Below are 18,067 nucleotides of genomic sequence, written 5' to 3'. Positions count from 1 at the left end.
ACAAAGCCCCGGCATCGCTGCCGGGGCTTTGTTTACAACCTGTAACTCAGCTTACGCCTGAACCACCGGGATCTTGGCGTTGGCTGCCGCTTCGCGGAACTCGGCGATCTGGTCGAAGCTCAGGTAGCGGTAAACGTCGGCAGCCATGCTGTCGATGTCTTTCGCGTACTGCATGTACTCTTCGACGGTCGGCAGTTTGCCGATGATCGAAGCGACAGCGGCCAGCTCGGCCGATGCCAGGTACACGTTGGTCGCGTCGCCCAGACGGTTCGGGAAGTTACGGGTCGAGGTGGAGACCACGGTCGAACCGGTCTGCACGCGTGCCTGGTTGCCCATGCACAGCGAGCAGCCTGGCATTTCCATACGTGCACCGGCCTTGCCGTAGATGCCGTAGTAGCCTTCTTCGGTCAGCTGGTGAGCGTCCATCTTGGTTGGCGGAGCCAGCCACAGACGGGTCGGAATGCCACCCTTGACCTTCTCCAGCAGCTTGCCGGCAGCGCGGAAGTGACCGATGTTGGTCATGCACGAACCGATGAACACTTCGTCGATCTTCTCGCCTTGTACCGAGGACAGCAGGCGGGCATCGTCCGGGTCGTTCGGCGCGCAGAGCACAGGCTCCTTGACGTCGGCCAGGTCGATTTCGATGATTTCGGCGTATTCGGCATCGGCGTCGGCCGACAGCAGCTCAGGCTTGGCCAGCCAGGCTTCCATGGCCTGGGCGCGGCGCTCCAGGGTGCGGGCATCGCCGTAGCCTTCGCCGATCATCCAGCGCAGCAGGGTGATGTTGGACTGCAGGTACTCGGCGATGGCCTTTTCCGGCAGCTTGATGGTGCAACCGGCAGCGGAACGCTCGGCCGAGGCATCGGACAGCTCGAAGGCTTGCTCGACGGTCAGGTCGTCCAGGCCTTCGATTTCCAGGATGCGGCCGGAGAAGGCGTTTTTCTTGCCTTTCTTCTCGACGGTCAGCAGGCCCTTCTGGATGGCGTAGTAAGGGATGGCATGCACCAGGTCACGCAGGGTGATGCCTGGCTGCAGTTTGCCCTTGAAGCGCACCAGGATCGATTCTGGCATGTCCAGTGGCATGACGCCGGTGGCGGCAGCGAAGGCCACCAGGCCGGAACCGGCCGGGAACGAGATGCCGATCGGGAAGCGGGTGTGCGAGTCGCCACCGGTACCTACGGTGTCAGGCATCAGCATGCGGTTCAGCCAGCTGTGGATGATGCCGTCGCCCGGGCGCAGCGACACGCCGCCACGGGTGCGGATGAAGTCTGGCAGGGTGTGGTGGGTGGTGACGTCGATCGGCTTCGGATAGGCCGCGGTGTGGCAGAACGACTGCATGACCAGGTCAGCAGAGAAGCCCAGGCATGCCAGGTCTTTCAGTTCGTCGCGCGTCATCGGGCCAGTGGTGTCCTGGGAGCCGACGGTGGTCATTTTTGGCTCGCAGTAGGCGCCTGGGCGCACGCCCTGGCCTTCTGGCAGGCCACAGGCACGGCCGACCATTTTCTGCGCCAGGGTGAAGCCCTTGCCGGAATCGGCAGGCTGCTCTGGTTTCTTGAACAGGTCGGAAGCACCCAGGCCCAGCTCGGCACGGGCTTTTTCGGTCAGGCCGCGGCCGACGATCAGCGGGATACGGCCGCCAGCGCGGACTTCATCCAGCAGCACTTCGGTTTTCAGCTCGAAGGTGGTGACCAGTTCGTCGCTGTCGTGACGGCGTACTTCACCTTTGTATGGGTAAACGTCGATGACGTCGCCCATGCCCAGGTTGGTGCAGTCGAATTCGATCGGCAGGGCGCCGGCGTCTTCCATGGTGTTGTAGAAGATCGGGGCGATCTTGGTGCCGAAGCAGAAGCCACCGGCGCGCTTGTTCGGCACGTAAGGGATGTCGTCGCCGAAGAACCACAGTACCGAGTTGGTAGCGGATTTACGCGAGGAACCGGTACCGACCACGTCGCCGACATAGGCAACCGGGAAGCCCTTGGCCTTGACGGCTTCGATCTGGGCCAGCGGGCCGACCGAACCAGGCTGCTGCGGCTCGATGCCGTCGCGGGCCATTTTCAGCATGGCCAGGGCGTGCAGCGGAATGTCAGGGCGCGACCAGGCGTCCGGGGCAGGCGACAGGTCGTCGGTGTTGGTTTCGCCAGGCACCTTGAACACGGTCAGGGTGTACTTGTCGGCGATGGCCGGGCGCGAGGTGAACCACTCGCCGGCAGCCCAGGATTCCAGGACGGCCTTGGCGTGCGTGTTGCCGGCCTTGGCTTTTTCGGCCACGTCGTGGAAGGCATCGAACATCAGTAGGGTGTGCTTGAGCTGTTCGGCCGCGATGGCGCCCAGTTCGGCGTCATCCAGCAGTGCGACCAGCGTTTCGATGTTGTAGCCGCCCTGCATGGTGCCCAGCAGTTCGGTGGCGTGCTTGCGGTCGATCAGTGGCGACTTGGCTTCGCCCTTGGCGACGGCGGAGAGGAAAGCGGCCTTGACGTAGGCAGCTTCGTCGACCCCTGGCGGTACGCGGTTGGTGATCAGGTCTACGAGGAAGGCTTCTTCGCCGGCCGGCGGGTTTTTCAGCAGCTCGACCAGGCCTGCAGTTTGTTCGGCGTTCAGCGGCTGGGGAACGATACCCAGGGCGGCACGCTCTTCGATGTGTTTGCGGTAGGCTTCAAGCACAGTTATTTCCCTCATCAGTGGTCCCTAAAGGGGGTCCGGGACGCTTATCCAGCATTCAATGCACCCATGCGCTGCCGCGGCTTTGTGGGCCGCCCAACCAGGGTCGCAAGGAATCCTTACAGAAGCTGCTTTCAAAGTTTTACGCCTGCAGAACGGGGACTGATGAGGGCTGGCGCGGGCATGCGAGGGATGCATGGCCCGGGCCAACGCCGTTCTACCGGATCAACTGTGCTCGTGACGCTTTGAAAACAGCTTCCAACGGACATTGTTGCCTTTGAAAAGGCCGGGTGATTCTACGGTAAAAAAAGCCTGAAGGTAAGGCGGTGTTCATGACTTTAACGAGTGACCCTGGTTAGACAAAGGGCTAACATGGGCCTGTGTTCCATCGCCAAGCTGTTGTTTTTCATGTCCAACAAGTCCATCAAAACCCCTTGCGTCGGCCTGTGCTCCACGGTGTACGGAGACACGGTGTGCCGTGGCTGCAAGCGTTTTCACCACGAAGTGATCAACTGGAACGGCTACGACGACACGCAGAAGCGCGCCGTGTGGTTGCGCCTTGAGCAACTGCTGGTGCAGGTGATGATGGCCAAGCTTGAGGTGTTCGACAAAGGCCTGCTGCGCCAGCAACTGGAGCAGCGCTCCATCCGCTTTGTCGAGCAGCAGTCGGCGTATTGCTGGGCTTACCAGCTGATTGCCCGCGGGGCGCGGATGATCCGTGACCTGGAGGCCTATGGCATGGTGTTGCTGCCGGAGTTCCGTGACTGGGAACTGCCCCAATTGCGCGATGCGATCGATCGCGAGTTCTTCCTGCTTTCAGAGGCGCACTACCAGCGCTATATCGCCCCCAGCTTCCTGCGCGATGCCATGGGCAGCGCGCAGGGCCAGTGAGCCGGGCGAATCAGTCGCCGGTGTATTCGCAACCGCTGGTGCAGGTTTCGTGGATGCGAACCTTGGACAGCTCCGGCATCAGCGGCTTGACCTGGTCCCAGATCCACTTGGCGATCACTTCGCTGGTGGGGTTTTCCAGCCCGGGGATGTCGTTCAGGTAGTTGTGGTCCAGCTGATCATAGATCGGCTTGAAGATCGCCTTGACCTCGGCGAAGTCGCGGATCCAGCCCGTGTGCGGGTCGAGCGGGCCGGTCAGGTGCAGGCCGACCTTGAACGAGTGGCCATGCAAACGGCCGCATTTGTGCCCTTCAGGGACGTGGGGCAGGCGGTGGGCCGATTCGAATGTGAATTCCTTGAAAATTTCCACTGGTGGACCTGTATAAGCTGGTGGGATAAGGGCTTGGGCAGAAACTGGAGTTTCAGTGGACTGCTCAATGTACTGATTGGTCGTCGCTGGCGCCAGGCAGCCGAATTGCGCGTATCTTAACCTGTTTTGTAAACGCGCCCTCACGGATTCCGCGATAGGCGGTGTCCCGGTCTATCCTCGTCAAGTGCAGCAACATGTCGAGGCGCAGGAAGCGGTCGAGGTGTTCTGCATGTCGCATGGGCTTCTCTTATATGGCCGGTCAGGCCTTGAGCGGTTCACTGCCGGCCAGGTACAGCTGCAGGCTGGACTTGCGTGCCATGAAGAACGAGACCTTGGCGGTGATAGCTGCGGGTACAGATTCGATTCGTCTGCTCGTCCCGCCTCTCCTGGGTGCGGAGAATAATGCTGCAGTGGTACATTTCCTGATCGTCAAAAGGACCGAGAAATGACCCAAGAAGAACAGGAAATTTCTAGCCGCGCTCTGCAGTTCGCAAAAGAGAATCGTACACGCATCGCTCGTGAACTGACTTGCATTGAAACCTATCCGGCGGATGAATACCCGGTGTCAGTTTTTATGGCAGGATCTCCTGGCGCTGGGAAAACCGAGGTTTCAAGAGCTTTTATCGGTTACATGCAGTCCACAGGATCTAGTGCGCTACGTATCGATCCTGACGATTTCAGGGAGTATTTTCCCGACTACAACGGGAAAAATTCCAGCCTTTTCCAGCGTGGGGTAACCACGTTTGTGGAGAGAACCCTGGATCTGGTGTACAAGCAGCGGCAGTCTTTTCTCTTGGATGGCACCCTCGCCAACCTTGATGTCGGAAGAAGAAACATCGCTCGCGCGCTTGAAAAAGTGAACAGGTCGGCCCAGGTTATCTACGTGTACCAGCGACCTGAGCTGGCTTGGGAGTTTGTTCTGGCGAGAGAGAAGAAGGACGGAAGGAACATCCCGTGCTCGGAATTTGTAAGACAGTTTTACGCGGCCAAGGTGTCGGTATGTGCACTAAAACGTGAATTTGATGGCAGGCTGCAGGTAGATGTGATCATCAAGGATAACGATGGCAGCAACAGTGACATCGGTATCGACCTTTCAGCTGACGAAATTGACGCATTTGTCAACCAGCCCTATGATCACCATGAGCTTGAGCGTGTTTTGAACGGAGAGTCCCAATGAAAGGCGAAAAGGTAGCAGGCGTGTCGACTAAGCCCCACGAGGCATCGACTATGTCTGAGTTTTTCCGCCACGGGTCCGTGGAGGAGAGACGATCTGTGTATCGAATGGCTGCAACGGCTGCCATCGACGAGCAGAAGGATGTGATTCGCTCAGCAAAGTCTGGGGAATTCAGTATGGCCAAGTGCAAAATGTGAGCGTTCACTCCGCCTAGTAATCCCAAGCCCAGCCCCTTGCTGGGCTTTTTGCATCTGCGCGGTCTGCCGTGCTGCAAGCTTTTCAATCAACGATAGGCTTGTGACATGACGCTACAAGGCTTGCAGGCGTTCATGCAGCCGCCCGGTGGCGGTCAGTTCCAGAAGTTCATCCCCCAGGCGCTGGCTTTCAGCAATGGCTTTGTACCAATAGCGCTTGCGCCCTGGCGCATCGCCCATGAAGCGCTTGAAGTCGTTGCGGTCGGGCAGTTTGCCGTAGGGCAGGGCGGCCAGGTATTGCGGCGAAGGCGTCATCAGCAGCACGTTTTGCAGGCGGGTGGCATCGCCCTTGCGCCAGGGCAGGGCCTTGTCGAACCAGCCGGGTACCACCTTGTCGGTGAAGTGCGGGTACAGCACCAGGTCGTCGCCGCGATAGGGCAGGTCGAGGTGATAGTCGAGCAGGCCGCCGTCGCGGTAGGTGCCGGCGCCGGCACCGGGGATGTCTTTCACGCCCTGCATGACCATCGGTATCGACCCGGAAGCGAGCAGGGCGTGGCGCAGGTTGGTCAAGTCCAGCGGCAGGTAGCGTGAGGGGAAGTCGGTCAGCGTGTCGAGCGGAGGCGCGGCGCGCCCATCGTGCAGAATGATGCGCTCGAAGTGACGGGCCAGGCGCGAACGGCCCAAAAGGTTACTGGCAACCACCGAGCCCAGGCCCAGTCCCAGGCGGCCGCGATGGTCGTGAGCGAGCTGGCCATGGCTTTTCACCACCAGGATGTTCAGGCGGTAGTGCGGGTTGGCCAGCAGCTGGCCGTCGCGGCCCTCCAGCAGGTCATCGAGCATGCGTTGGCAGCTGCGGCTGATTTCGGCCGGGGTGACGCCCTTGGCGAAATCCTGCTCGGTGTATAACTCGCCCAGGCGACGGATGCCGGCGACCGGGTCGTCGAGGCAGGCGCTGGCGAAGCGCCAGGCACCGATCGATGCGCCGATCAGGGCACGCTGACGGGGTGCCGAGGGTAGCCACTCGCCGAACAGCGCCAGGTCCAGGCCCTGGATGCCCAGCGGCTTTGGCCCACCCGCCGCGCCCGGCAATACCCCGACATCGGCCGCCTGCAGGCCACGCTCGCGGATGTGTCGCAAGGCACGCTGGCCGGCCTTGAAGGTGAGGGCGGGGTATTTGATGTGGATGGCGCTCATGGCGGGTCTCTTGGGCATAGGAGCAGCCTTGTGCTGCGAGGGGCCATTACAGATAACACACCTGTAGGTGGCTGTATTGGCCCTTTCGCAGCACAAGGCCGCACCTTGCACTGGGCCGAGTCGGGTTGGCGGCGTAACTGCGCTATCATGCCGCCAGCTGTTTTCAGGTTGAATTAAGGACTGCTGGTTAATCTTAACCCCGTAGACAACTTGCACAGTTCTCAGGAGAGAAGAACGATGAAAACCATGACTGCCCTGATCACCGCCGCTGCCCTCGCCCTGGGTGCCAATGCCGCCTTCGCCAAGGACGTTCAGCCTGACGAAGTGGTCAAACTGGTCAACGCCAAGACCATCAAGTCGCTGGACGAGCTCAAGGCCGCTGCCGTGGCCAAGCACCCAGGCGCCACCGTCACTGACTCGGAACTTGAAGACGAGTACGGCCGCTACATCTACAAGGTCGAGCTGCGTGATACGCAGAACGTCGAATGGGACGTCGACATGGATGCCAAGACCGGTGAGGTGCTCAAGGACGAACGAGACAGCTGATGATCCATGTATCCCGGACGGCACGTTACCTGGCGCTCTCGCTGCTTGCCGTCTGCTCCCTGGCTGTTGCCCGCGACCTGGACCAGGATGAAGCCCTGAAGCTCCGTCAGAAGGGCATCATCCTGCCGCTCGAGCAACTGCTCGAGACCGCCCTGGGGCGTCATCCCGGGGCGCGTCTGCTGGAAGCCGAGCTGGAAGAAGACGATGATCGCTACGAATATGAAGTCGAGTTGCTGACGACTGAAGGTGTGGTGCGCGAGATCAAGCTCGATGCCAGCACCGGCGCCCTGCTCAAAGACGAGGAAGATGACTGAATGCGCCTGTTGCTTGTCGAGGACAACGTACCGTTGGCCGATGAACTGACCGCCGGCCTGCAGCGCCAGGGCTATGCCGTGGACTGGCTGGCTGATGGCCGTGACGCGGTTTACCAGGGGCAAAGCGAGCCTTACGACCTGATCATCCTGGACCTCGGCCTGCCTGGCTTGCCCGGCCTGGATGTGCTGGCCCAGTGGCGTGCCGCTGGCCTGGCCACACCGGTATTGATCCTCACCGCCCGCGGCTCCTGGGCCGAGCGCATCGAAGGGCTGAAGGCCGGGGCTGACGATTACCTGAGCAAACCCTTCCACCCCGAAGAGCTGCAACTGCGCATCCAGGCGTTGCTGCGCCGCGCCCGGGGCCTGGCCAATCAGCCGAAGCTGGAAGCGGCCGGCCTGCACCTTGACGAAAGCCGTCAGTGCGTGAGCCGCGATGGGGTGGATGTGCAACTGACCGCCGCCGAGTTCCGCCTGCTGCGCTACTTCATGCTGCACCCGCAGCAGATCCTGTCCAAAAGCCACCTGGCCGAGCACCTCTACGACGGTGAAACCGAGCGCGACTCGAACGTGCTGGAGGTCCATGTCAACCATTTGCGCCGCAAGCTGGGCCGCAGCGTGATCGAAACCCGTCGCGGGCAAGGCTACATCTATGCCGGGAGCGGCGAGTGAAGTCGATCCAGGCGCGCCTGAGCCTGGGCCTGGTGGCGGTACTGGTGGTGGTCGGCGTGGTGCTGGCGCAACTGACCTTGTGGCTGTTCGAGGCCGGCCTGCAACGTTATCTGGAAAACGGCCTGCGCAACGAAAGCGAGAACCTTCTGGTGGCATTGGTGCGCGGGCCCTCCGGCCTGCAGTTGGATGAGCGGCGCATCTCGGCTGCCTATCAGCGGCCGTTTTCCGGTTACTACTTCCGCATCGATTTCGACCAGGGTACCTGGAGGTCTCGTTCGCTGTGGGACCTGGACATGCCCAAGCCCGCAGCGCCCGGGCTTTCCGATAGCCATGAACTCGGCCCGGAAGGCCAGCAACTGCTGGCCCTGCGTGCCGACTACCGGCGCCTGGGCCAGGACATCTCGATCAGTGTTGCTCAGGACTATTCACCGGTGCGCGAAGGTTTCCGACGCTTGCAGCAGATCGGCCTGGGCATGGGCCTGGTGGCGCTGATCCTGATTCTGGTGCTGCAGCGCATCACGGTTACCCGCTCGCTGCGGCCGCTGGAGCGGGCGCGCCAGCAGATCGCCCAGCTGCAGCAGGGGCAGCGCTCGCAGCTGGATGCCGAGGTGCCCAGCGAGTTGGTACCGCTGGTGGGGCAGATCAACCACTTGCTTAGCCATACCGAAGACAGCCTGCGCCGCTCACGCAATGCCCTCGGTAACCTCGGCCATGCGCTGAAGACGCCGCTGGCGGTGTTGCTGAGCCTGGCTTCCAGTGACCGCCTGCAGGGTCTGCCGGAGGTGCGCGCGCAAATGCGTGAGCAGTTGCAGCAGATTCAGGAGCGCCTGGCGCGCGAGCTGAACCGTGCACGTCTGGCAGGGGATGCGCTGCCGGGTGCGCAGTTCGATTGTGATGCCGAACTGCCGGGGTTGCTCGGGACCTTGGGCATGATTCATGGCGAGGGCCTGCTGCTGGCAAGTGATGTGTCGCCCGGGCTGTTGTTGCCATGGGACCGCGAGGACGTTCTGGAACTGTTGGGTAATCTGCTGGACAACGCCTGCAAGTGGGCTGACAGCGAGGTGCGCGTGGGTATCGCGTCGAACGCCGAGGGCTACCGGCTGTGGGTCGATGACGATGGCCCGGGTATTGCGCAAGACCAGCGGCAGCAGGTGCTGGAGCGAGGTTCACGGCTGGACGAGCAGGTGGCTGGGCATGGGCTGGGGTTGGGCATCGTGCGCGATATCGTCGACGCATGGGGCGGGCGACTGGCCTTGCTGGAGAGCCCGCTGGGCGGGTTGCGGGTGAGTATCGACCTGCCGCGCAAGGCTCGTTGATGCCGGGGCCGCTGTGCGGCCCATCGTGACACAAGGCCGCTCCCACGGATACGCAATACCCTTTGGCCCTATCAGTACTGCAAAAAAATTGCAGTACAGCCGCAGTTTTTTGAATTAGCCCAAATTCCCCCCTCCCGGCAAAATCCCCCCACGAAACCCTGCGGTTTCCATCTCTCCACGGACGGAGCCCCTTGTGGTATTGCATGCGCAATACGAGGCCCAGGCCAACTCGGCTGGGCTTTCTTTTTAAACAGAAAAACCAAAGATCCCGATTGCCCAAATGTCTGCCTCGCGTTCCGAAAGTCGTCTGCAGCGGCTGTTGCCGGCCTCCCTCAACATCCCCCCGAAAGAATGGTTGCGTGCCGGTATCGGTGCGCTGCTTGGCCTGTTCCTCGCGGGCTGGCTGACCAGCCTGGCCTATGGTCCCAGCATCGCCCTGCACTTGCTCGGCCCGCTGGCTGCTTCGGCGGTACTGGTGTTTGCGGTGCATTCCGGCCCCTTGGCCCAACCTTGGCCGGTGTTGGGCAGCTACGCCCTGGCGGGTGCAGTGGGGCTGGCCATGCGCGAAGGCTTCGGCCCCGAGCTGTGGGTGGCTGCTGCGGCGCTCGGCATCTCGATCCTGGTCATGTGCCTGTTGCGCTGCCTGCACCCGCCGGGTGGCGGTGTGGCAGTGAGCGCGGTGCTGGCCGACCCGGGGTTGACCGCTCTGGGCGATCACCTGCTGGAGCCGGTGCTGCTCAATGCGTTGATCCTGGTGACAGTGGCAATCGCCTACAACCGTTTGACGGGGGTGCGCTACCCGAAAGGCGCGCTGCCACGCAAAGACCTGCACCACACCCATGACCCACTGCCCGGCGAGCGGGTCGGCATCCGCAGTGAAGACCTGGACCTGGCCCTGGAAGAGCTGGGCGAGTTCGTCGACGTCAGCCGTGACGAGCTGGAGCGCATCATCCTCGCCACTGAGCAGCACGCCCTGCAGCGCAGCCTTGGTGGTATCACCGCGGCCTCGGTGATGTCCCGCGATGTGCAGTTCGCCACGCCTGATACCACACTGGAGCAAGCCTGGAAAATGCTCGCCAGCCATCACCTGAAAACCCTGCCTGTCCTGCAGCACGGCAAGCTTGTGGGCATCGTCAGCCTCAGCGACCTGGTTGGCCCGGCGATGCAGCGTGGGCGTTTCAGCTGGCGCGGTCTGTTCGGCCGCCAGGCGGTGCGCATGGCACAAGTGATGAGCAGGCGGGTTGTCAGTGTCAGCAGCCAGCACCCGTTGGAACGCCTGCTGCCCTTGTTGTGCGAACAAGGCCTGCACTGCTTGCCGGTGCTTGATGGCGACAAGCTGGTGGGGGTGATCACCCAGACCGACCTGATCGCCGGCCTCAAGCGTCAGTTGCTCAGCAAGATCGAGGCTTCAGATAACCGGGTCCCAGCGTTGTGACCAGTCGCTGGCGCCGGCAGCTACCAGCCGGCGCAGGATCGCGAAGGCCTGTTGCAGGGCTTCGCTGTCGCGTTTGCGTGGGTACACCAGGAAGGTCGGGTAGGTGAACTCCGGTGCCTGCGGTACCCGCTCGAACACGCCGCTGTCCAGATAGGCCTGCACCACCCGCGTGCGGAAGTAGCCACTGCCACCTTGGTCGAGTATGAACTGCAGGGCCAACGGGCCAAGGTTGAAACTAAGCGCCGGGCGCGCGCAGTCGGGCAGGGCGGCATCATGCTGGCGGCGGAAGGCCTCGCCCCAGTCGATGTAGATGTACGGCTCGGGCCGCTCGACCCGGCGCACGCGAATCAGCTTCTCTTCCATCAACTGCTCCACCTGCAGGCCTGGACCGTAGGTCGGCTGGTAGACCAGCGCGGCGTCCAGCAAGCCCATCTCGACCTTGCGCAGCAGCGATTCTCCGTCGCTGACCTCGCTGCGGATGGCATGGCTGGGCAGTTCACGGTGCAGGGCACTTACCCAGTCGAGCATCATCGGGTTGCCCAGGCTCACCTCGCCGCCCACATGCAGCACCTGCTGGCAACCTTCAGGCAACGGCAGGTCGCGGCGCGCGGCTTCCCAGGTTTGCACCAACTGGTTGGCATAACTGACGAACGCTTCGCCATCGCTGGTCAGGCTGGCGCCGCTGCGGCTACGCACGAACAGCTGGCAACCCAGTTGCTGTTCCAGGCGCTGCACGCGCGCGGTGATCGCGGTTTGTGACACGAACAGGCGCTCGGCCGCGGCGACCAGGCTGCCGCAACGCACAATTTCCAGGAAGGTACGGGCCTGCTCGATGTCCATGGGCTGCTCGGTGGTTGAAGGGGAGGCCTATTCTAGAGGCTTTGCACCGTTATGGGGCGTAATTGCGTTGTCTGCAAATTTGCAGGTCGGTTGTGACTTTAGTCCCATGGCGGCGTGGGTATAGCGGTCCATACTCAAGTTTCGCCCTTCAATAACAACAAGTACCGGGTTTCTAACGACATGAGCTACCAGCACAGCTACGCCCATTCCATTTCCGACCCTGCCGCTTTCTGGGCGGAACAGGCCGCACACCTGGCCTGGCACCGCAAGCCTGCCCTGACCCTGCAAGATAACGCCGACGGTACCCACCGCTGGTTCGCGGATGGCCGCCTGAACAGCTGTTACCTGGCCCTCGACCACCAGATCGAGCAGGGCCGCGGCGAGCAGTTGGCGCTGATCTACGATTCGCCAGTGACCGGCGTGCAGCAGACCTACACCTACAACCAATTGCGCGACGAGGTGGCACGCCTGGCCGGTTTGCTGCGCCAGCTGGGGGTGAACAAGGGCGATGGCGTGATCATCTACATGCCCATGGTGCCGCAAGCGGCCATGGCGATGCTGGCCTGCGCGCGGATCGGCGCGGTGCATTCGGTCGTGTTCGGTGGCTTTGCCGCCAACGAGTTGGCCCTGCGCATCGATGACGCCCGGCCCACCTTGTTGCTGACGGCATCGTGCGGGCTGGAGTTCGACCGGGTCATTGCATACAAACCGCTGGTTGACCGTGCCCTGCAACTGGCCCGGCACCAGCCGCGCAATGTGCTGGTGCTGCAGCGGCCACAGGCACACGCTGAACTGCTGCCTGGCCGCGACCTGGACTGGCAGGCGGCCTTGGCCGACGCCGAGCCGGTGGCCCCCGTCGAGCTGGATGCCGGCGACCCGCTGTACATCATGTATACCTCAGGCACCACCGGTAAGCCCAAGGGTATCGTCCGGGAAAACGGCGGCAATGCCGTGGCGCTGTGTTACGCCATGCGCCATATCTATGGCATGCAGGCCGGTGATGTGTGGTGGGGCATTTCCGACGTCGGTTGGGTGGTCGGCCACTCACTGATCGTCTACGGGCCGTTGATGAGCGGCTGTACCACGGTGTTCTACGAAGGCAAGCCAATCCGCACCCCGGATGCTTCGGCCTATTGGCGGGTGGTGGAGCAGTACCGGGTCAACGCGCTGTTCTGTGCACCTACGGCCATGCGCGCCATCCGCAAGGAGGACCCGGAGGGCGACCTGATTCGCAAACATGACCTCAGCTCGCTGCGGCAACTGTTCCTGGCGGGGGAAAAGCTGGATTCCAGCACCCATGAATGGCTGGAACGGGTGAGTGGCAAGCCGGTGCACGACCACTGGTGGCAGACCGAGACCGGCTGGCCGGTCACCGCGCCTTGCGTCGGGCTGGAGGGCAGTGCGGCGAAGCCAGGATCGAGCAACCGGGCGGTGCCGGGTTACAACGTTCGCGTACTGGATGACGAAGGCCACTTGCTCGGGGCCAACCATCAGGGTTCGATCGTGATTGCCCTGCCATTGCCACCCGGTTGCAGTCAGACGCTGTGGGGGGATCACGAGCGCTACCTGCAGGCCTACCTGCGCACGTATCCGGGGTACTACCACACGGGCGATGGCGGCTATCTGGACGATGATGGTTTCGTCTACATCATGGGGCGCACCGATGATGTGATCAACGTTTCCGGTCATCGTTTGTCCACCGGTGAAATGGAAGACCTGGTCGCCCGCCACCCGGCGGTAGCGGAGTGTGCTGTGATCGGTGTGCATGACGAGATCAAGGGCCAGGTACCGTTGGCGCTGGTGGTACTCAAGGATGGCGAGGGCATTGCCGAGGCGCAGTTGCTGGTGGAGCTGGTGGGCAGCGTGCGCGAGGAAATTGGCCCGCTGGCCTGTTTCAACCGGGTACGGCTGGTGAAGCGCCTGCCCAAGACCCGTTCCGGCAAGATTCTGCGGGCGGTGCTGCGCAAGATTGCCGATGGGCAGGATTATGTGCCGCCGTCGACCCTGGATGACCCGGCAGTGCTGGGGGAGATCGAAGCGGTGCTGGCAGATTTGCCCAGGGCGGGTTGATGGTTTGACCTCGATGGCCCTTTCGCGGGCGGCACGCGCATCGGTGGTTCGGCAGAGGCCGTCGTGTAGGAGCGGGTTTACCCGCGAAAGGGCCATCTCAGGCACTGCAGGCTCAGGGGGCAATCTGGTGCAGTTGCCCCAACCGGCTGCGGGTACGCATCAGGTCGGCCAGCGGGCCGCCCAGGCTCTCTTCCAGCGGACGTTTACCTATGACAATCACCCGTCGATCCTGGTCATACAGCACATCCACCAGGTTGACGAAACGCTGCTGAGCCGCCAGCGAACACGCCGAGAGGTCATCCAGCCCATCGATCACCCACTCGTCATACTCCCTGGCCAGCACCAGGTAGTCGATGACCGCAGTGGCCTTCTCGCACAGATCGTCAAAGCCCAGCACCACCCGCCGGCCATCGATGGCCAGCGCTCGCAGCGGGCGCTTGTTCACGTCCAGTATCACCGGTTGTTCGTTCGGCACGTTCAGCGCCTGGCGCTGCGCCGCATCACCCGGCCAGACATAATGGCCCTGGGTAAAACGCTGATGCTCGCGGTTGGCTGGCAAACTGCGAAAATCCGTGTCGCCACCGACTTCGAGCACGTGCATCGAGCTGTTGATCAGGCGAATGACCGGCAGAAAACGTTCGTGATACAGCGGGTTGGGCAACAGCCCTTCGGGCGCGTAGTTAGAGGTCACCAGCAGGTACACGCCACGGGCGAACAAGGCGTTGAACAGCCGGGTGAGCAGCATGGCATCGCCTATGTCATGCACGTGGAATTCGTCGAAGCACAGCACCCGGCAACCACCCACCAGCTCGTCCAGCGTTGCGCCCAGCGCGTCGTCCAGCGCCCGGTGGCGGTGCATGCCCTGGTGCAGGCGTGCAAAGAAATCATGAAAATGCAGGCGCAGCTTGGCGGCTATCGGCACGGCCTGGAAAAAGCCATCGAGCAGCCAGCTTTTACCCCGGCCGACCGAGCCGTACAGGTACAGACTGCGCGGTTGACCTTGTTCAAGCTGCGTCAGTTGTTCGGCCATGCAGTGGATTACCCGCCGCTGGCCGTCACTCAGCTGATAACCGCGGCTGTGCGCCTTGTCCTCGAACCAGCCGAGCAGCTCGCTCTGTTGATTGGCGGTGCCGCGCAAGCGTTGGCCAAGCTGGCGCAGCGGGGTAGGGATCCAGGCAGACAAAAGCAACGCTCCTTGGGCGATGGCGGGGCAGCCTGCAGCTTGCCCGAGAGCGGCCATTTTGACTAATAGAGAAAGTGCCGGGCAATCATCACTTCTTGCGATAGGTCTGGCCGCCTCTTGTGCCTGTGCGGGCTATGCCTTTCGCTCCAGCTGGCGTTCGATCATGTACTTCACCGCCAGGCGACGTTCCTTGAGGTGGCGCAGGTCTTCGTCGACGAAGTTACCGGCCGATATCGATTCGGCAGCCAGCACCTGGTTGTCGATGTCCACGTACTCGTCCAGCAGGCGATCCAGCGCCTTGTCCTGCTGGCGGCGCTGCTGGACGATTTCGCGCGGGTAGTGCAGGTCCTGGTAGAGGTCGTGAGAGACAGGCATGGGGTCCTCCTTGGTCAATGCAATGGGCTTACCTGATTGGAAGTGCGGAATGCGATTGTGTTGAAGCGAGGCGGGCGGAAACCGACGGACGGTCGCTGCACCAGCACCGAAATGACTAACTCGCTGTTTTTTGGCAATTTTTTTTATCAGGGGGGTTCACAGACCGAAAGTTTGTTGTTAAAGTGCCGCGCATTCCAAGACAACAACCCAGTTGTCACTCAGTTGGAATTGTCAGAGCAGCAAATGCTGCATCCGATACAGGGGCGTCGCCAAGCGGTAAGGCAGCAGGTTTTGATCCTGCCATGCGTTGGTTCGAATCCAGCCGCCCCTGCCATTTTTCAAGATTAAAACGTATTCAACCCGGTGCCAGGAAAGATGAGCACTGGGTTTTCGCGTTTTTGTGATTTTGCGCGCCTCCGCGCCTCCTGAGCGCGGGTCGTGCCGTACCGGGTTACCCGGAAATCCCCAGCATTTCGTTCAGCGCCCTGGCCAGTTCATCAGCCTGCACCGGCTTCTGGATCACCAGGCTGCCCGGCAGTTCCAGCCCCTGCAACTCCGCATAACCGGTAAGAAACACCACCGGCAGGCGGGGATACCGTTCGCGGGCAGCCAGCGCCAGTTGTGCACCATTGAACTCGGGAATGGCGAAATCAGTCAGCAGCAGGTCAATGTCGTCATCCAGCAAGGCCAATGCCTGCTCGCCGCTGTGCGCCTGGCGCACCTGGTAGCCGTATTGGCGTAACACATCGCCTAGCATGTCGCGCACCAGGTGGTCGTCGTCCACCAGCAGTACCGTGCGGTTATGGCCGCTTTCGCTGATCGACTGACTGAGCACTGCTGGCACGGGTTCGTTCACCATCTCCTCTTTTACCGCCGGCAGGTATACCGCCACTTCGGTACCGCGACCGAGTGTGGTGTCGATGCGCACGCCGCCACCGGACTGCTTGGCGAAGCCGAACACCTGGGCCAGGCCAAGGCCCGAACCTTTGCCGATGTCCTTGGTGGTAAAGAAAGGCTCGAATACCTTGGCCAGCACCTCTTCGCTCATGCCGCAACCCGTATCGCGGATGCTTAGCATCACGTACTCGCCCGGGTCCGGGTCTTCCGGACGTTGCGGGCGCTTGTCGATAAGGGTGTTGCGCGTTGTCAGGGTCAGCTGGCCGCCGTCGGACATGGCATCGCGGGCATTGATCGCAAGGTTGAGGATGATCATCTCGGTCTGGGTGGGGTCGGTCAGTGCCTGCCACAGGGCCAGGTCAAGGTCCAGCCGTACCGAGATGTTGCCACCCAGCGTGCGGCGCAGCAGCTCTTCCAGGCCGGCCAGGGTACGGTTGAGGTTCAGCGGCACCGGCTCCAGACGCTGGCGGCGGGAGAAGGCCAGCAACTGCGAGGTCAGCTTGGCACCACGCTCGCCCGCTTCGCGGATATGGGTGAGGCGAGTGCGGGCCTTGTCCAGGTCGGCCTTGGCCAGATCGCGCTCCAGAAAGCTGGCACCGGTGAGTATCACCGTCAGCAGGTTATTGAAGTCATGCGCCACGCCAGCCGTTAGTTGCCCAACCGCTTCCAGCCGCTGCATCTGCTGCAGAGCGGCCTCGATGCGCTCGCGCTCGTTGATCTGTTCGCGCAGCCGCGCGTTGGCGTCTGCCAGGCTCAGGGCGGCTTCGCGCTCGCTGGTGATGTCGCGTGCCACCACGTACAGCAAGGTGTCCTCCGGCACCACCACCCACGACAGCCAGCGCTGTTGGCCGCCGGCATGCAGGATGCGGCCGACAAAGCGCGCGCTGGTGCGGCCATGGGCGAGGGCGGCCAGTTCGGTGAGTAACTGTTCCTGGTCGTGCTCAGGCAGCAGGTGCAGCAAGGAGGACTGGCTCAGGCGTTCGCGTGAGAAGCCCAGGCTGGCTTCCCAGGCGGGGTTCAGTGCGACCGGGGTCAGGTCTTTGTTCAGCACGGCCAGCAAATCTTGCGACAGCTCCCAGGCACGATCGCGTTCGCGGGTACGGCGCTCGACCCGCTCGCCAAGCATCTCGTTCAGCTGACGCAGCGCCTGGGTGGCCTGGCGTTGCGCGTGGATGTCCTGCAGTACGCCTGAGAAGCGAACGCACTGATCATCGACGAACTGGCTTTGGCCGCTGCTCAGCAACCAGCGGGGTTCCAGGCCATTGGGTTGCGCGATCCGAAACTCCACGCGGTAATGACCGTCACTTTCCGGGCGCATGGCATGTTCCACCGCCTCGCGCACCAGTGGCAGGTCGTCGGGGTAGATGCCGGCGTAGAACACTTCAAGGCTCATTTCGGTGCTGGTGGGCACGCCGAACAAGGTCTTGCAGCGGTCATCCCACAGCAACAGGCCCTCTTGCGGGCGCAGGTCCCAGGTGCCCATGCCGGCGGCGTCGATGGCGATGCGGGCACGTGCTTCGACGTCCGCCAAGGCCTCTTCGGCGCGGCGACGGCGCTGGCGTTCCTGTACTTCGCTCAGGGCCCGGCGCACGGCTTTGGGCAGCAGTGGCAGGTTCTTCTTCAGCACATAGTCGGTCGCGCCCAGGCGGATCATTTCCACCGCGTGCTCTTCGCCATAAATGCCGGACAGGAATATGAACGGGATGTCGGGTGCCAGGCGTTGGGCGATGGCCAGCACTTCTGTGCCGGACGAGCCTGGTAGCACGCAGTCACACAGGATCAGGTCGTAGCGGGCCTGGCGCAGGGCATGTTCGACACCCGCATGGTCGAACACCAGCTGCGACTGCACATGCAGCCCGCTGCGCTCCAGGCGCATCAGGGTAAGCTCAGCGTCCATCGAGCTGTCTTCGACCATCAGTAGTTTCAACGGCGTTTGCTGCATCG

General features: G+C 62.4%; 15 protein-coding genes and 1 tRNA gene. 9 read left to right on the top strand and 7 right to left on the bottom strand.

Features of this window, described 5'->3' with window-relative positions:
* Positions 1-51 precede the first annotated feature (51 nt).
* On the bottom strand, positions 52-2,661 hold the full coding sequence (acnB, locus tag LU682_RS19280; protein ID WP_010953302.1) for a bifunctional aconitate hydratase 2/2-methylisocitrate dehydratase: 2,610 nt from the start codon (positions 2,659-2,661) through the stop codon (positions 52-54).
* A gap of 405 nt (positions 2,662-3,066) precedes the next feature.
* Between acnB and LU682_RS19275 the strand changes: the two genes are divergently transcribed.
* A complete protein-coding gene (locus LU682_RS19275; RefSeq protein ID WP_162490568.1) occupies positions 3,067-3,549 on the top strand; it encodes a DUF1289 domain-containing protein in 483 nt (160 codons plus the stop codon).
* A gap of 10 nt (positions 3,550-3,559) precedes the next feature.
* On the opposite strand, the gene queD is transcribed toward LU682_RS19275, so the two are convergent.
* Positions 3,560-3,916 (bottom strand): 6-carboxytetrahydropterin synthase QueD, encoded by a 357-nt coding sequence (gene queD, locus LU682_RS19270; protein ID WP_003250327.1) that lies wholly within the window; start codon positions 3,914-3,916, stop codon positions 3,560-3,562.
* A 445-nt stretch (positions 3,917-4,361) separates the two neighbouring features.
* Between queD and LU682_RS19265 the strand changes: the two genes are divergently transcribed.
* Positions 4,362-5,093 carry a zeta toxin family protein gene (locus LU682_RS19265; RefSeq protein WP_010953305.1) on the top strand — a complete coding sequence of 244 codons (732 nt, stop codon included), beginning with the start codon at positions 4,362-4,364 and terminating at the stop codon, positions 5,091-5,093.
* Between the two features lie 305 nt (positions 5,094-5,398).
* Here LU682_RS19265 and LU682_RS19260 read toward each other — a convergent pair whose 3' ends face one another.
* The gene (locus LU682_RS19260; RefSeq protein ID WP_004573881.1) at positions 5,399-6,478 is read right to left on the bottom strand and encodes a patatin-like phospholipase domain-containing protein; all 1,080 of its coding nucleotides are present in this window, start codon (positions 6,476-6,478) and stop codon (positions 5,399-5,401) included.
* Positions 6,479-6,715: 237 nt separating this feature from the next.
* On the opposite strand from LU682_RS19260, the gene LU682_RS19255 reads away from it, so the two are divergent.
* From LU682_RS19255 to LU682_RS19235, 5 genes are all read left to right on the top strand, one after another.
* The gene (locus tag LU682_RS19255; protein ID WP_010953306.1) at positions 6,716-7,024 is read left to right on the top strand and encodes a PepSY domain-containing protein; all 309 of its coding nucleotides are present in this window, start codon (positions 6,716-6,718) and stop codon (positions 7,022-7,024) included.
* Positions 7,024-7,338: a PepSY domain-containing protein gene (locus tag LU682_RS19250; RefSeq protein WP_003250344.1), complete on the top strand. Its 315-nt coding sequence runs from the start codon at positions 7,024-7,026 to the stop codon at positions 7,336-7,338. The genes LU682_RS19255 and LU682_RS19250 overlap by 1 nt, the downstream gene beginning before the upstream one ends.
* A complete protein-coding gene (locus LU682_RS19245) occupies positions 7,339-8,007 on the top strand; it encodes a response regulator transcription factor (protein ID WP_010953307.1) in 669 nt (222 codons plus the stop codon).
* A complete protein-coding gene (locus LU682_RS19240; RefSeq protein ID WP_010953308.1) occupies positions 8,004-9,323 on the top strand; it encodes an ATP-binding protein in 1,320 nt (439 codons plus the stop codon). The genes LU682_RS19245 and LU682_RS19240 overlap by 4 nt, the downstream gene beginning before the upstream one ends.
* A 280-nt stretch (positions 9,324-9,603) precedes the next feature.
* Positions 9,604-10,758, top strand: a complete 1,155-nt coding sequence (locus LU682_RS19235) for an HPP family protein (protein ID WP_010953309.1) — start codon at positions 9,604-9,606, stop codon at positions 10,756-10,758.
* Here the strand turns inward: LU682_RS19235 and LU682_RS19230 are convergent.
* A complete protein-coding gene (locus LU682_RS19230) occupies positions 10,732-11,598 on the bottom strand; it encodes a LysR family transcriptional regulator (RefSeq protein ID WP_010953310.1) in 867 nt (288 codons plus the stop codon). The two genes, LU682_RS19235 and LU682_RS19230, sit on opposite strands and share 27 nt — an antisense overlap.
* A 180-nt stretch (positions 11,599-11,778) precedes the next feature.
* Here LU682_RS19230 and LU682_RS19225 point away from each other — a divergent pair, with 180 nt between their 5' ends.
* The gene (locus tag LU682_RS19225; protein ID WP_010953311.1) at positions 11,779-13,668 is read left to right on the top strand and encodes a propionyl-CoA synthetase; all 1,890 of its coding nucleotides are present in this window, start codon (positions 11,779-11,781) and stop codon (positions 13,666-13,668) included.
* 112 nt (positions 13,669-13,780) lie between these two features.
* Here the strand turns inward: LU682_RS19225 and zapE are convergent, their stop codons facing one another.
* Together zapE and LU682_RS19215 are read right to left on the bottom strand one after the other, a co-directional pair.
* Positions 13,781-14,851 carry a cell division protein ZapE gene (gene zapE, locus LU682_RS19220; RefSeq protein ID WP_049587571.1) on the bottom strand — a complete coding sequence of 357 codons (1,071 nt, stop codon included), beginning with the start codon at positions 14,849-14,851 and terminating at the stop codon, positions 13,781-13,783.
* 132 nt (positions 14,852-14,983) lie between these two features.
* Positions 14,984-15,226 (bottom strand): hypothetical protein, encoded by a 243-nt coding sequence (locus LU682_RS19215; protein ID WP_020193386.1) that lies wholly within the window; start codon positions 15,224-15,226, stop codon positions 14,984-14,986.
* Positions 15,227-15,485: 259 nt separating this feature from the next.
* Between LU682_RS19215 and LU682_RS19210 the strand changes: the two genes are divergently transcribed.
* Positions 15,486-15,560, top strand: a tRNA-Gln gene (locus LU682_RS19210).
* 117 nt (positions 15,561-15,677) lie between these two features.
* Here the strand turns inward: LU682_RS19210 and LU682_RS19205 are convergent.
* On the bottom strand, positions 15,678-18,065 hold the full coding sequence (locus LU682_RS19205) for a hybrid sensor histidine kinase/response regulator (RefSeq protein WP_232857005.1): 2,388 nt from the start codon (positions 18,063-18,065) through the stop codon (positions 15,678-15,680).
* Positions 18,066-18,067 lie beyond the last annotated feature (2 nt).

Source organism: Pseudomonas alloputida, assembly GCF_021283545.2.
Taxonomy (GTDB): domain Bacteria; phylum Pseudomonadota; class Gammaproteobacteria; order Pseudomonadales; family Pseudomonadaceae; genus Aquipseudomonas; species Aquipseudomonas alloputida.
Note: the sequence above shows the minus strand (reverse complement) of the source record. Positions and strands in the feature narration are given on the sequence as shown.

Bases quoted from the DNA above. Each gene is read 5' to 3' on its own strand.
- LU682_RS19275 (WP_162490568.1), top strand. From the start codon at position 3,067: ATGTCCAACAAGTCCATCAAAACCCCTTGCGTCGGCCTGTGCTCCACG.
- LU682_RS19265 (WP_010953305.1), top strand. From the start codon at position 4,362: ATGACCCAAGAAGAACAGGAAATTTCTAGCCGCGCTCTGCAGTTCGCA.
- LU682_RS19260 (WP_004573881.1), bottom strand. From the start codon at position 6,478: ATGAGCGCCATCCACATCAAATACCCCGCCCTCACCTTCAAGGCCGGC.
- LU682_RS19255 (WP_010953306.1), top strand. From the start codon at position 6,716: ATGAAAACCATGACTGCCCTGATCACCGCCGCTGCCCTCGCCCTGGGT.
- LU682_RS19250 (WP_003250344.1), top strand. From the start codon at position 7,024: ATGATCCATGTATCCCGGACGGCACGTTACCTGGCGCTCTCGCTGCTT.
- LU682_RS19245 (WP_010953307.1), top strand. From the start codon at position 7,339: ATGCGCCTGTTGCTTGTCGAGGACAACGTACCGTTGGCCGATGAACTG.
- LU682_RS19235 (WP_010953309.1), top strand. From the start codon at position 9,604: ATGTCTGCCTCGCGTTCCGAAAGTCGTCTGCAGCGGCTGTTGCCGGCC.
- LU682_RS19230 (WP_010953310.1), bottom strand. From the start codon at position 11,598: ATGGACATCGAGCAGGCCCGTACCTTCCTGGAAATTGTGCGTTGCGGC.
- LU682_RS19225 (WP_010953311.1), top strand. From the start codon at position 11,779: ATGAGCTACCAGCACAGCTACGCCCATTCCATTTCCGACCCTGCCGCT.
- LU682_RS19215 (WP_020193386.1), bottom strand. From the start codon at position 15,226: ATGCCTGTCTCTCACGACCTCTACCAGGACCTGCACTACCCGCGCGAA.
- LU682_RS19205 (WP_232857005.1), bottom strand. From the start codon at position 18,065: ATGCAGCAAACGCCGTTGAAACTACTGATGGTCGAAGACAGCTCGATG.